The organism is Halorubrum sp. Ea8 (assembly GCF_002252925.1).
Classification (GTDB): domain Archaea; phylum Halobacteriota; class Halobacteria; order Halobacteriales; family Haloferacaceae; genus Halorubrum.
Genome location: NZ_NHPF01000063.1, coordinates 35,605 through 47,672 on the forward strand (window position 1 = coordinate 35,605; position 12,068 = coordinate 47,672).

Below are 12,068 nucleotides of genomic sequence, written 5' to 3' on the forward strand. Positions count from 1 at the left end.
GGCGAGCGCCGACCCCGCCGCGACCGGCGGATGCCGACGCCGTCCCCGACCGCATCCAGTACGGTTTTGTCGGTCGGGCGTGCAGTACTGACAACGTGAAGGGACAGGACTGGTACCAGGCCGACGAGGTCGCGGAGGAGTACGAGGACGTCCGGTTCTCTGGCGGCGGGGAGCTCATCGACCGACGCGAGAAGGAGGCCGTCCTCTCGGCGCTCGGGCCGATCGAGGATGGGCACCGCGTGCTGGAGGTCGCCTGCGGCACCGGTCGGTTCACGACGATGATCGCCGACCGGGGCGCCGACATCGTCGGGATAGACATCTCCCGGGAGATGCTCGAACAGGGCCGCGCGAAGGCGGTCGAGGGGGGACTGTCGGACACCGTGGAGTTCGTTCGCGGCGACGCCTCGCGGCTCCCGTTTCCGGACGACCACTTCGACACGGTGGTCGCGATGCGCTTCTTCCACCTGATGGACGATCCGGTTCCGTTCGCCCGCGAGCTACGCCGCGTCAGCGCCGATCAGGTGTTCTTCGACACGTTCAACCGTCGTAGCCTCCGGACGCTGTACACCTGGCTGCTCCCGATGGGCTCCCGGCTCTACTCCGAGCGACAGGTCGTCGATATGCTCCGCGCGGCGGGCCTCACGCTCGCCGGCGAGGAGCACGACTTCGTGCTGCCGTACGGCTTCTACCGCGAGCTTCCCGGCCCCGTCGCGAGGCCCTTCCGGGTCCTCGACGAGCTCGTCGGCAACACGATCCCGGGCGACTACGTGGCGTCCGTCTCCTACTGGGACGCCCGCGTCTCGGCTGACGGGGACGACTGAGTCGCCTCTCTGCCGACGGGGACGACTGAGTCGCCTCTCGGCACCGCCTCGCTTGAACGAGTCGCCCGTGCCCGCGGGCGCGAAACCGGACTGCGCGGCTCAGTACGTGTGGATGACTTCGCCGCACCGCAGGCACTCGATCGTGTCGCTCCGGAACAGCCGCTCCTTCTTCTCCGTCGGCCCGTTACACTCCGGACAGACGCCGAGGTTCCGCCCGTCCGCGACGCGGGCGGACAGATCGAGGAACCGATCCTCCAGCGTCTCGATCTGTTCGGACTGCGCTTCGACCACGGACTCGAGCTCCTCGATTGTCTCTTCCCGTTCCTCCAGCGCGGACGAGAGCTCCTCCACGCGGTCCTCGTACGTGTCGAGCGCCTCCACGTCGATGGCCGTCGTCTCCGCCTCCGTCTCGCGCTCCGTCGTTTCATCGGTCTCGTCCGTCGTTTCGGTCTCCGTCTCGGCCTCGTCGTTCGCCATACGGGTAGTACGGTCGCCAGACTGGTTTCATTTTGGGTCACTAGTAAGGTCCGTCCCCCCGACGCCGGCGGACAACCCGCCGAGACCGCCGACGCTCGCGGCGCCGAATCCGGGAAACCCCGCCTGATCGGTGTTTCTTTCTAATTCAAAATAGTGATATATATTCTCGCTCAGACCCGGCCGGAGCGCGTACCTTACTATGCTGTGTCGAAGTTGATTGTTTTATGGGTGATACGTGTAGTTGCGTATGGATCCGACAGTACTTCAAGCAGGGTTCGACCTCCTCGGCGATGGTCGGCCCGAAACGCTGTGGCTGGGTATCGGGACGATATTCATGCTCCTCGGGACGTTCTACTTCATCGCGAAAGGCTGGGGAGTCACGAACAAAGAGGCGCGTGAGTACTACGCGATCACGATCCTCGTGCCGGGGATCGCGTCGGCGGCGTACCTGTCGATGTTCTTCGGTATCGGGTTGACCGAGGTCGAAGTCGTCGGCCGGGGGACGCTCGACATCTACTACGCGCGGTACGCTGACTGGCTGTTCACCACGCCGCTGCTGTTGCTCGACCTCGCGCTCCTCGCGAAGGTCGACCGCGTGACGATCGGGACGCTCATCGGCGTCGACGCGCTGATGATCGTCACCGGCCTCGTCGGTGCGCTCTCGCAGACGATGCTTGCGCGGTACTCGTTCTGGCTCATCAGCACGATCGCGATGATCTTCGTGCTGTACTACCTCGCCACGAGCCTCCGCAGCGCGGCGAAGGCGCGCTCGGCTGAGGTGGAGAGCACGTTCAACACGTTGACCGTGTTGACGTTGGTCCTTTGGACCGCGTACCCGATCCTGTGGCTCGTCGGAACCGAAGGGGCCGGCATCGTGGGTCTCGGCGTCGAGACGCTCGGCTTCATGATCCTCGACGTGAGCGCGAAGGTCGGCTTCGGGCTCATCCTCCTGCGCAGTCGCGCCATCATGGGCGACACCGAAGCGCCGGAGCCGTCGGCCGGAGAGCCGTCTGCCGCCGATTAAGGCCGTATCGACCGGTAACTACCCGACTCGCTGTGAGTCTTTTTATCACTAATGTCAGACGACATCGATGAATCGGTTGCCGTATTGAACGTTCGATCAGTCGTCGGTATCGTCGTCTGCTTCGTCGTCGCCGCCGGCGCGTTGTTCGCGTTGCCGACGCTCCAGAACCAGGGGTTGGAGTTCTCCACGGCGTTCTGGCTGATCTCCGCGGTGGAGTTAGTCACGGCACTCGGGATCGCCTACTTCGTCCTCAACTTACACGAGGAACGGGCGTAACTCACCGCTGGAACGCGCCGTCCCGATCGGGAGCGTCCCCCACCGACGGCGTCGTTTCGGCCAACGCACGTTCGAAGTGATCCGCGTCGACGGTGAGATCCCCGTTTCTCCCGTCGTCGGTGATCGTGTCCTCGATGGCGAGCATCGCGGCCTCGCGGACCAGCGCGGCGAGGTCGCCGCCGCTGTACCCCGCCGTCCGCTCCGCCAGCGCGTCGAAGTCGACCGTCTCGGCCGTCGGGGTGTCACGGGCGTGGATCCGGAGGATCTCCCGCCGCGCCGGCTCGTCGGGAAGCGGCGTCTCGACGGTCTTCTCGATCCGGCCGGGGCGCAACAGCGCCTCGTCTATCATGTCCGGCCGGTTCGTCGCCGCGACGACGACGACGTTCGTCAGCGGTTCCAGCCCGTCCAGTTCGGTCAACAGCTGGGACACCACGCGCTCGCCGGCGCCGGTGTCGTCGCTCCGTCGCTTCGGGGAGATCGCGTCGACCTCGTCGAAGAAGACGACCGCCGGCGCGTTCTCCCGAGCCGTGGCGAACAGGTCCCTGACGGCCTGCTCGCTGGCCCCGACGTATCGGTCCAACAGCTCCGGCCCGTTCACCGAGATGAAGTTCGCGTCGCTGAGGCTGGCCGCGGCCCGCGCGAGGAGCGTCTTCCCGGTCCCCGGCGGGCCGTACAACAACACGCCCGACGGCGGCTCGATACCGGCTCGCTCGAAGCGGTCGGCGTACTCGAGCGGCCAGTAGACCGCCCGCACGATCTCGCGTTTGGCCGCCTCGAGCCCACCGACGTCGTCCCACGCGACCGAGGGAAACTCGACCGCGACATCCCGAAGCCCGCTGGGCTCGACCACGTCCATCGCGTGGTCGACGTCGGACTGGCGGACCGCGGTTCGGCCGTCCCGGCGGATCGCCCGCTCCAGCGCCACGTCGACCAGCACCGTCACGTCGGCGAGGACGAACCCGTTGATCCGGGTCGCCGTCTCCGCGAAGTCGACGTCCATCGCGAGCGGCACGTCCCGCGCGACGCTCTCTAAGGCCTCCCGTCGGTCCGCGACGCTCAGCGGCGCGACCTCGACCTCGCGGTCGAACCGCCCGCCGCGTCGCAGCGCCTCCGGGACGCGCTCGGCGTCCGTGGTCACCCCGATCGCGACCGTCCCGTCCGCGGCCCGCAGTTCGTCGAGCGTCTCGCGGAGGCGATCGCCGAGCGTCGCGGCGGCGCCGTCGTCGCCGAGGACCTCGAGGTCGTCTAAGAGCACCACCGCTCGGTCGGCGTCGCTCGCGGCCTCGACGACGCGGTCGAGGCGACGCTCGCGGTCGCCCGCGCCCTCGCCGCGGAGCCGCGCGGCAGAGGCCCTGACGAGGGTCGCGTCGACCGCGGCCGCGACCGCCTCGACGAGCGTCGTCTTCCCGGCGCCCCGCGGCCCGCGGAGGAGGAGCCCGAGCGTCGTCGGCCGGCCGGCCGCCGCGAACGACTCCCGCCCGTCGAGTCGGGTCGCGGCGGCCTCGCGGAGCTCCCGGAACGTCTCGGCGGGCACGACGCTGTCGGTCGCGGACACGGAGGGCTCGCTGACGACCGCCGCCGTCCCCTCGCCCGTCTCGACCTCGATCTCGGTCTCCTCGCTCGCGATCCCGGGCGAGGACGGCGCCACGTCTTCGACGACGAACGTCAGGTTCAGCGCGCCGCCCAGCAGCGTCGCCTCCACCTCGTCGCCGACCGAGACGGCCGTCCCGTCGAGGCGCCGCCGGAGGGCGGCCCCCGCGCGGGTGAGGTCCATCCGCTCGTCGAGGCGGAGAGTGACCGCGGACGCCGCGACGGCGTCGACCGGCTCGACCGTCACCGTGTCGCCGACCTCGGCGCCCGCGTTCCGGCGGATCGACCCGGGGAGACAGGCCCCGCCGGGGTCGCCGTCGACGCGCGCCGCGACGGCGACCGTCGTCCGACCGCCCCGAACGCTCACGGGGTCGCCGGGCTCGACGCCCAGCTCAGTCAACACGGTGGCAGAGAAGCCGGCGCGGCGGTCCCCGACAGACTCGGGGGCGTCCGCGACCGGCAGTCGAACGCTCATGTGCGGCATGGTCGTCGAGGGGTCCGCTCGTCGTCGGCGCTCGTCGACTCCATGTTTCGAGGTAAACGCGGGTCGCACATAGAAGCCACGACGGTTCAGGATAGAAGCCACGACGGTCCGGACCCCATCCCGGCTCGAATTATGCCCGCTCGGTCCGGGTTCGGTCCGGGTTCGATTCGCGCTCGGTTCGCGCTCGGTTCGCGTCGCCGCTATGCGGCCTCCTCGACGACCTCGCCGACAGCGAAGTTGGACTTGACCTCCGTGATCTCGATCTTCACGCGCTCGCCGACCTCCGTGTCGGGAACGATGATCACGTAGCCGCGCTCGACCCGGGCGATGCCGTCGCCCTGCTTGCCGAGGTCCTCGATCTCGACGTACCGCATCTCGCCCGGTTCGACCGGGGGTTGAGGCCCGTCGTCGGCACGGGACGCGGAGACGTCGGCGCCGCCGTCGGTCTCGTCGCCCGTCTCGGCCTCCGAGCGGGAAATAAGCGCGACCCGATACGTCTCGCCCGGTTCCAGCGACCCGGTCTCGATCTCGCGGCGCGGGACGTCGACGACGTACTGGCCGTCCGCCTCGCGCACGTCGGCGCTGAACAGACAGAGGAGCTTCTCTGAGATCTCCATAGTAGACTCCACCCGTACGTGGCGACGGACCAGTATAGTTGTACCGCCGATCCGGTAGACGCGGCGCCGACGCTCGCGGAGCGTCCCCATGGACTGGGATCAGCCGTCGAGGAGCGCCTCGACCAGCGCCGCCTCCGCCTTCCGGAGGTGCGCCCCCGCCGTCGACGAGGAGCAGCCGACCGCCTCGGCGACGTCGGCCACCGATCCCGTTCGCGGCACGTCGTAGTACCCGACGCGGCGCGCGGCGCGGAGGGCCTCCCGCTGGCGCTCCGTGAGTTCGACGCCGGCCAGCCGCCGACCGCCGCCGTACGAGCCGATCCGGTCGATATCGACGTCGATCGGGTCCGGAACGGTCGCGAGCACGTCCCGGAGCTGGTCGGGCGGGCCGATCACCCCGAACGACATGCGTCCCTCCGAGCGGTACACCACGGGCGGCACGGAGACGAAATCGGTGTCGGCGAACGCCCCGAGGAACGCCTCCAGCGGCCCGCCGAGTCGCTCGTACGCCTTGAGATAGAACGCGTCGTCGCCCGGGGCCGTCTCGAACCGGTCGATGGCGTCGATCGACCGCAGCCGGTCGAGGTACGGCTCGCGGGGAGCGACGACGCGGAACAGCGTGACGAAGGTCTCGTCCGGGAGCCGCCGCCACGTGAGCATCTCGGTCCGCCAGCCGTCGCCCTCGTCGAGGAACCCGTGCATCGGATGCCGGACCGACGGCGGGAACGTGATATCCACGTGCACGTATCGCATGGGAATCGTCCCGACGACCGACCGCCTATCAGTTAAAAATACCCGGACGCGTCCGTGCGAACCCTCAGCGGTTCGCGGCGCCGATCGATCCGTATGAGCGAGACGACCGACGGAGACGGAGTCACCGCTCCGCGCGACGCGCCGCGACCGCCGGACCCCGGCGGGATTCCGCTGTTCGGAAACGTCCACGAACTCGCGAGCGACGCGCTCGGGTTCTACGAACGGCGGTCGTCCGAGCACGGCGGGATCGTCCGCTACGACGTGTTCGGCACGGAGAGTTACCTCGTGACCGACCCCGACGCGATCGCGGCGATCCTCGTCGAGGAGCACGACCGGTTCGAGAAGGGCGAGATGCCCCGCGAGCGGCTCGGCGGGCTCCTCGGCGACGGGCTGTTCCTCGCCGAGGGAGACGCGTGGCGCGAGCAGCGAACGGCGATGCGGTCGGCGTTCTTCCGCGAGCGGGTGGCCGCGTACGGCGACGCGATGGTCGAGCACGCCCGCCGAACGGCGGCCTCGTGGGACGACGGCGACGTCGTCGACGTCCACGCCGCCGCGACCGACTACGCGTTCGCCGTCCTCGCCGAGAGCCTGCTCGGAAGCGACGTCGAGCGCGAGCGCGACACCGTCCGGGCGGCCGCCGAGAGCGTCACGGAGCGGTTCGACACGGGCCGGATCGCCTCCTTCCTCCCGGAGTGGATCCCGACCCCGACGAACCGGCGGTACCGGCGGCGAATCCGTGCGCTCCGGGCGACGATCCGCGACCTCGTCGCCGAACGCCGCGCCGCCGGCCCGCCCGCGAACCCGGGCGCCGCGGACGACCTCCTCGGCACGCTGGTCGCGGCCGCCGAGCTCGGGGCCATCGACGACGACCAGCTCGTCGACAACGCGGTGACGTTCCTGTTCGCGGGCCACGAGACGAGCGCGCTCGGCCTGACGTACACGCTCTACTGCCTCGCCCGCCGGCCCGAGTTCCAAGCCCGGGTCCGCGCGGAGGTCTCGGCGCTCGACGCCGACCCGACGCCCGCGGACGTCCGGGAGTGTCCGGCGCTGACGGCGGCGGTGGACGAGGCGCTCCGGCTGTACCCGCCCGTCCACTCCTTCTTCCGCGAGCCGACCGAGCCGGTGACCCTCGGCGGCTACCGCGTTCCGGCCGGCGTCGTGCTGACGCTCTCGCCGTGGGCGGTTCACCGCGACGAGCGGTGGTGGGACGACCCAGAGACGTACCGGCCCGAGCGGTGGCTCCGGCAGACCGACGGCGACGAGGCCACCGGTGACGAGGCCGCCGGCGGCGGGAGTGACGGCGACGAGGGCGACGCCTCAGGGACCGCTCGCGGTGACGACGGCGCCGGCCCGGCGGTCGGCGACCGCCCCGAATACGCGTACTTCCCGTTCGGCGGCGGCCCGCGCCACTGTATCGGGATGCGGTTCGCGAGACAGGAACTCCGACTCGCGACCGCGACGCTGCTCCGCCGGCTGCGGCTCGAACCCGTGACGACGGAGCTGTCGCTGCGGGCGAGCGCGAACACGCGGCCGACGCATCCGGTCCGACTGCGCGTCAGCGCGCTCGACGGACCGGGCGCATCGGCCGGGCGCGGCGACGGACAGCGGGACGTCCGTCGCGGGACTCGGACCGGGCCCCGCCGGTCGCGGCTACCGACTGACCCTTGACACCACTCACCAGACAGATATATGTCACTGAAAAATAATTCATCCGCCATGGACCCGTCCTCCAACGCGTTTCGTCGTCGTATCGCCGTCGCTCTCGCCGTCGTCGCGCTCCTCTTCCCGCTCGCGACGGGGCTCGCGACGGCCCAGTCGGTGCAGGGAGCCTCCGGAACGATCGTCGTCGACGAGGGGGAGACGGTCGACGGGATCGACGGCGTCGCCGGGACGATCGTGGTCCGCGGCACCGTCGACGGCGACCTCTCGGGAGCGGCCGGTTCGATCCGCGTCGCGGAGACCGGCCGCGTCGACGGGAACGTCCAGGCCGCCGCCGGGACGATCGTGGTCGACGGGACTGTCGGCGGGAACGTCGAGACGGGCGCCGGCTCGTTCGAGCTGACCGACACCGGTCGGATCGGCGGATCGCTCGACGTCGGTGCGGGCTCGATAACGGTCGACGGCGCGGTCGACGGCGACGTTCGCGCGGCCGCCGACTCGGTCGTGCTCGGCCCGAACGCGGACGTCGGCGGCGAGTTCCGGTACGACGCCGAGACGTTCACCGAGAGCCCGGACGCGACGGTCGCCGGCGGCGTCGTCGAGGACACGAGTCTCCGCGGCGACACCGGGGTCGCGTTCGGCTCCGACCTCGCGCCGTCGTGGGTCGGGTCCGCCTACGGCGTCGCCGTCAACCTCGCGCTGGGCGCCGTGCTCCTGCTCGCGTTCCCCCGCTTCTCGCGTGGCGTCGCCGACCGCGTCGGCGGCGACTCGCTCCGCAGCGGCGGCGTCGGCCTGGTCGCGCTGATCGGGACGCCGATCCTCCTCGTCCTCGTGGCGGTCACGGTCGTCGGGATCCCGCTGGCGCTCGTCGGGATCGCGGCGTACGTCGTCGCGATCTGGATCGGCTCCGTGTACGGTCGGTACGCCCTCGGGTCGTGGGTCCTCAACCGACTCGGCCGACCGAACCGGTGGGTCGCCCTCCTCCTCGGCGTCCTCGGGATCGCCGCGATCGGCCTCGTTCCGTGGGTCGGCGGCCTCGTCGACCTCCTCGTGCTGCTGCTCGGACTCGGCGCGCTCGCGCTCGGACTGCGCGACCGGTACCGCGGCGCCCGCGGAGTCGCATCGGACCGCGGTTCCGTCGGTGCGGACTGACCGCGGTCCCGTCGGCGCGGACTGACCGCGGCGCTCGGGATCGAGGTCCCGGCTCGACGCTACGGCGTCGCGAACCGCGACCCATCCCCGTCGCGCTCGCTTCCGGCAACCGCCGTCGCGGCACCAAGACCTTTCTCGCACCCTTCCGAACCGGACTGCATGCCCGACATCGAGTTCCGACACGGCGCCGTCTCGCCCCCGATCGTGACCCCGTTCGACGCCGACGGCGATGTCGACGCCGACGCGCTCGCGAGCCACGTCGGGGCCCTCGTCGACGCCGGGCTCGACGGGATGGTCCCCTGCGGGACCACCGGCGAGTTCGCCAGCCTCACCGACGCGGAGCGCCGGACGGTCGTCGAGACGACGGTCGAGGCGGCCGACGGTCGGGTCCCCGTGATCGCGGGCGCGGCGGACACGACCGTCTCGGGCGCCCTCGACCGGCTCCGGGCGGCCGACGCGGCCGGCGCGGACGCGGGGCTGGTCACGCTCCCGTACTACCACAACTCGACGGCGCCGGCGGGACAGCGGGCGTTCCTCGACGCGGTCGCCGACGAGACGCCCCTGCCGCTGTTCCTCTACGACATCCCGTCGACGGTCGGCGAGCCGATCGACCCCGACGTCCTCGCCGCCGTGGCCGAGCGCGAGTCGGTCGTCGGGCTGAAGGACACGAGCGGGGATATCTCGGCGATCGACGTCGCCGTCGCCCGAACCCCCGAGGAGTTCACCGTGTTTCAGGGCGTCGACGCCCTGCTGTACCCGAGCGCGTCGCTCGGCGTCGACGGCGGGATCCACGCCCTCTCGCAGGTGATTCCGGAGGCCTTCATCGCGCTCGGCGAGGCGCTCCGCGCCGGCGACGACGACCGCGCGCTGGCGCTCCACCGCCGGGCGATCGCGCCGCTGTTCGACCGGTGCGGGGACCACGGGTTCGCGCCCGTCGAGAAGGTCGCGGCCGCGCACCGCGGGTTCATTCCGGACCCCCGCGTGCGCCCGCCGCTCACGCTCCCGGGCGAACCGGCGCGCGAGGAGATCGCCGCCGACGTCGACGCGGCGCTCGACGTCGTCTGAGGCTCCGCCCGCGACGGCGAGGGCTCGCTCAGTCCCCGTCGACCGGCGTCCCGTCGGCCTCCTTCGGTCCCTCCGAGTCGAAGACGACGACGTCGCCGTCGGCGCGCTCGGCGGCTTCCGGGTCGTAGTTATCGCGGACGCCGATCGCCTCCGCTAACTCGCGGACCGCGCGCTCCTTGAGCGACGCGGCGAGCGCCTCGGCGTCCTCGCGGGAGATGTCGCGGCCGAGCCCCTCGCACTCGTGGGCGCGGACGACCCCCGCCTCGTCGACCGCCTCGCCCATCGGCTGGCTCGTCCCGTCGAGCGCGACGCTGAACGGGTACGTCCGACAGATGAGCGGCCTGTCGTCGTGGACCGCGCAGGCGCCCGTTCCGTCCGTCTCCTCGTAGAAGGTGCAGTCGCCGCAGTCGTCGGTCGCGAGCGCCCACTCGAACGTCTCGCCAGTCGGTTCGCCCCCGTCGCCCTCGGAGAGGCCGAACGGCATCGGGCGGGCGACGTCGCGCCAGTCGTACGACTCGCCGAACCGCTCCTCGGCCGCGGCCGCGACTTCGCGGACCTCGTCCGGGAAGACCGTGGCCGTGTGGGGCTCACGGTCGGGGGCCTCGGCGTCGCCGCCGTGACACCCGGCGTCGCTCTCGCCGCTCCCGTCGCTCTCGCCGATCCCCTCCCCGGCCGGCGCGCCGCCCGGTTCGTCGGGGGCGTAGCCGGTACAGCAGCCGCCGCAGCGCGTGCATTCGAAGCCGATCGCCTCGATGGCGTCGGCGAGGTCGTCGACGGCGAGCTCGCGGGCCCGCGAGAGCTCGGCTTCGAGCGGCTCCATGCGGACCGCTAGCGGCGCGGTCGGGTTAACGTCGTCCCTTCTCGCGGTGCGACGAGCGGCGTCCGGACGCGCGGTTCGCCGCCGCCGTCCGCTGTCCGCCGCCGCTCGCCGTCCGCTGCCCGCCATCCGCTGTCCGCCGCCGCCCGCTGTCCGCCGCCGCCCGCGCCGAAGGAGCGAAGTGCGACCGCCGCCTACCAGACGGCCGTGAAGGAGTACGAACGGAAGGGGCTCCTCGAACGGGTGAACCGCGAGGCCGCGACGGTGGGCGCGGACATCCCCGAGGAGATCGAGGTCCAGGGGGAGCCGATCGAGCTGCGGTCGTTCGTCTTCGAAATCAAGCGGCGCGACTCGGTCCCCTCGGGCGAGCGCGACCGCGTCGAGCGCGCGAAGCGGAACCTCCGCCGGGAGCGGTTGGCGCGGCTCGAACCGATCGAGGAGAACGAGGTGAGCTACGAGCGCGGCGAGGAGCTCGCGGCGTCGATCATCGGGATCGACCGCGCGCTGGAGGCGTTAGAGGGGCTCGACGCCCCCGACCCGGAGACGGAGGAGCAGCGCCAGAAGGCCGCAGACCGCAAGCGCTGGATGAGCTTCCTGAAGAAGGCGCTCGGTCGGGACGACGCTGGCGGGGCGAGCGGTCGGACGCGGTTTTAAATCCGGAGGTGCTCCGATACGGACGTGATCCGCCCGTCTCAGTTCCCCGTGAAGTCGATCCGCGAGTCGCCGCTGTCGCCGTCGCGGCGCGAGTGGCCGAGCCTGACGAACTCGTAGGCGTCGTCGGCGAGGTAGACGCCGTCGCCGTCGACGGTCACGTCGACGCCCTCCAGCACGGCGCCCTCGCAGGGGCCGAAGTTGCAGTAGCCGCCGTCGGCCTCGAAGGTGGCGCCGTGCTTCTGACAGAACACCTCGCCGTTCCGCACGAAGGCCCCGTCGTCCTTGTCGATGCGCACGTCGGTCCAGTGCTGACAGTAGTTGCGGAACGCGCGCACCTCGCCGGTCGCCCGCGTGAGGATCGCCTCCGCCTCGGGGGCGCCGTCCTCTGACTCGCCCACGTCGCCCTCGCCGTCGTCGACACTCTCGGGGTCGACGGGCTGCAGCGTCACGAGCAGCGTGCTGTCCTCGGGAACCTCCTCGACGGCGGCGATTCGACGGTCCGCGTTCATAGGTGTTGGAAGGATAGGGCGGGTTTGAACGCTGTGATACCGGCGGGGATCAGACCGGACCCTCGGATATCGTCGACCGGATACCGGCGGAGAATCACCCCGAAGCCCCAACCGCTCGCTTATAAATCGGTGACGCCGCGATGACCGCCTCCGAAGCCCCAGCCGCTCGGTCG

At 71.1% G+C, this 12,068-nt stretch carries 13 protein-coding genes; 7 read left to right on the forward strand and 6 right to left on the reverse strand.

Annotated elements, in window-relative coordinates; genetic code table 11:
- Nucleotides 1-95 precede the first annotated feature (95 nt).
- A complete protein-coding gene (locus tag DJ74_RS05255; protein ID WP_094526578.1) occupies nucleotides 96-821 on the forward strand; it encodes a class I SAM-dependent methyltransferase in 726 nt (241 codons plus the stop codon).
- 99 nt (nucleotides 822-920) lie between these two features.
- Here DJ74_RS05255 and DJ74_RS05260 read toward each other — a convergent pair whose 3' ends face one another.
- Nucleotides 921-1,298: a hypothetical protein gene (locus DJ74_RS05260; RefSeq protein WP_094526579.1), complete on the reverse strand. Its 378-nt coding sequence runs from the start codon at nucleotides 1,296-1,298 to the stop codon at nucleotides 921-923.
- A 247-nt stretch (nucleotides 1,299-1,545) separates the two neighbouring features.
- On the opposite strand from DJ74_RS05260, the gene DJ74_RS05265 reads away from it, so the two are divergent.
- Both DJ74_RS05265 and DJ74_RS05270 read left to right on the forward strand, forming a co-directional pair.
- The gene (locus DJ74_RS05265; protein ID WP_094526580.1) at nucleotides 1,546-2,322 is read left to right on the forward strand and encodes a bacteriorhodopsin; all 777 of its coding nucleotides are present in this window, start codon (nucleotides 1,546-1,548) and stop codon (nucleotides 2,320-2,322) included.
- 51 nt (nucleotides 2,323-2,373) lie between these two features.
- Complete coding sequence (locus DJ74_RS05270; protein ID WP_094526581.1) at nucleotides 2,374-2,598, forward strand: hypothetical protein; 225 nt, start codon at nucleotides 2,374-2,376, stop codon at nucleotides 2,596-2,598.
- A 1-nt stretch (nucleotide 2,599) separates the two neighbouring features.
- On the opposite strand, the gene DJ74_RS05275 is transcribed toward DJ74_RS05270, so the two are convergent.
- From DJ74_RS05275 to DJ74_RS05285, 3 genes are all read right to left on the reverse strand, one after another.
- Entirely contained in the window at nucleotides 2,600-4,663 is a 2,064-nt protein-coding gene (locus DJ74_RS05275; protein WP_094526582.1) for an AAA family ATPase, read from the reverse strand.
- Nucleotides 4,664-4,872: 209 nt separating this feature from the next.
- Nucleotides 4,873-5,289 (reverse strand): TRAM domain-containing protein, encoded by a 417-nt coding sequence (locus DJ74_RS05280; RefSeq protein WP_094526583.1) that lies wholly within the window; start codon nucleotides 5,287-5,289, stop codon nucleotides 4,873-4,875.
- A gap of 99 nt (nucleotides 5,290-5,388) precedes the next feature.
- Nucleotides 5,389-6,039, reverse strand: coding sequence for a helix-turn-helix domain-containing protein (locus DJ74_RS05285; RefSeq protein WP_094526584.1), 651 nt, complete (start codon nucleotides 6,037-6,039; stop codon nucleotides 5,389-5,391).
- A gap of 93 nt (nucleotides 6,040-6,132) precedes the next feature.
- On the opposite strand from DJ74_RS05285, the gene DJ74_RS05290 reads away from it, so the two are divergent.
- The 3 genes from DJ74_RS05290 to DJ74_RS05300 all read left to right on the forward strand — a co-directional run bounded on the left by DJ74_RS05290 (nucleotide 6,133) and on the right by DJ74_RS05300 (nucleotide 9,915).
- Entirely contained in the window at nucleotides 6,133-7,707 is a 1,575-nt protein-coding gene (locus DJ74_RS05290) for a cytochrome P450 (RefSeq protein WP_094526585.1), read from the forward strand.
- Nucleotides 7,708-7,755: 48 nt separating this feature from the next.
- Nucleotides 7,756-8,850, forward strand: coding sequence for a polymer-forming cytoskeletal protein (locus DJ74_RS05295; protein ID WP_094526586.1), 1,095 nt, complete (start codon nucleotides 7,756-7,758; stop codon nucleotides 8,848-8,850).
- A gap of 159 nt (nucleotides 8,851-9,009) precedes the next feature.
- A complete protein-coding gene (locus DJ74_RS05300; protein WP_094526587.1) occupies nucleotides 9,010-9,915 on the forward strand; it encodes a dihydrodipicolinate synthase family protein in 906 nt (301 codons plus the stop codon).
- Between the two features lie 28 nt (nucleotides 9,916-9,943).
- Here the strand turns inward: DJ74_RS05300 and DJ74_RS05305 are convergent, their stop codons facing one another.
- Complete coding sequence (locus tag DJ74_RS05305) at nucleotides 9,944-10,735, reverse strand: YkgJ family cysteine cluster protein (protein WP_094526588.1); 792 nt, start codon at nucleotides 10,733-10,735, stop codon at nucleotides 9,944-9,946.
- A 204-nt stretch (nucleotides 10,736-10,939) separates the two neighbouring features.
- Here DJ74_RS05305 and DJ74_RS05310 point away from each other — a divergent pair, with 204 nt between their 5' ends.
- Entirely contained in the window at nucleotides 10,940-11,386 is a 447-nt protein-coding gene (locus tag DJ74_RS05310) for a DUF5788 family protein (protein WP_094526589.1), read from the forward strand.
- A gap of 38 nt (nucleotides 11,387-11,424) precedes the next feature.
- Here the strand turns inward: DJ74_RS05310 and DJ74_RS05315 are convergent, their stop codons facing one another.
- Nucleotides 11,425-11,895: a Rieske 2Fe-2S domain-containing protein gene (locus DJ74_RS05315; RefSeq protein WP_094526590.1), complete on the reverse strand. Its 471-nt coding sequence runs from the start codon at nucleotides 11,893-11,895 to the stop codon at nucleotides 11,425-11,427.
- Nucleotides 11,896-12,068 lie beyond the last annotated feature (173 nt).

Excerpts from the sequence above, each read along its gene's own strand:
- DJ74_RS05260 (WP_094526579.1), bottom strand. The coding sequence starts at position 1,298 with ATGGCGAACGACGAGGCCGAGACGGAGACCGAAACGACGGACGAGACC.
- DJ74_RS05265 (WP_094526580.1), top strand. The coding sequence starts at position 1,546 with ATGGATCCGACAGTACTTCAAGCAGGGTTCGACCTCCTCGGCGATGGT.
- DJ74_RS05270 (WP_094526581.1), top strand. The coding sequence starts at position 2,374 with ATGTCAGACGACATCGATGAATCGGTTGCCGTATTGAACGTTCGATCA.
- DJ74_RS05275 (WP_094526582.1), bottom strand. The coding sequence starts at position 4,663 with ATGAGCGTTCGACTGCCGGTCGCGGACGCCCCCGAGTCTGTCGGGGAC.
- DJ74_RS05280 (WP_094526583.1), bottom strand. The coding sequence starts at position 5,289 with ATGGAGATCTCAGAGAAGCTCCTCTGTCTGTTCAGCGCCGACGTGCGC.
- DJ74_RS05285 (WP_094526584.1), bottom strand. The coding sequence starts at position 6,039 with ATGCGATACGTGCACGTGGATATCACGTTCCCGCCGTCGGTCCGGCAT.
- DJ74_RS05290 (WP_094526585.1), top strand. The coding sequence starts at position 6,133 with ATGAGCGAGACGACCGACGGAGACGGAGTCACCGCTCCGCGCGACGCG.
- DJ74_RS05295 (WP_094526586.1), top strand. The coding sequence starts at position 7,756 with ATGGACCCGTCCTCCAACGCGTTTCGTCGTCGTATCGCCGTCGCTCTC.
- DJ74_RS05300 (WP_094526587.1), top strand. The coding sequence starts at position 9,010 with ATGCCCGACATCGAGTTCCGACACGGCGCCGTCTCGCCCCCGATCGTG.
- DJ74_RS05305 (WP_094526588.1), bottom strand. The coding sequence starts at position 10,735 with ATGGAGCCGCTCGAAGCCGAGCTCTCGCGGGCCCGCGAGCTCGCCGTC.
- DJ74_RS05315 (WP_094526590.1), bottom strand. The coding sequence starts at position 11,895 with ATGAACGCGGACCGTCGAATCGCCGCCGTCGAGGAGGTTCCCGAGGAC.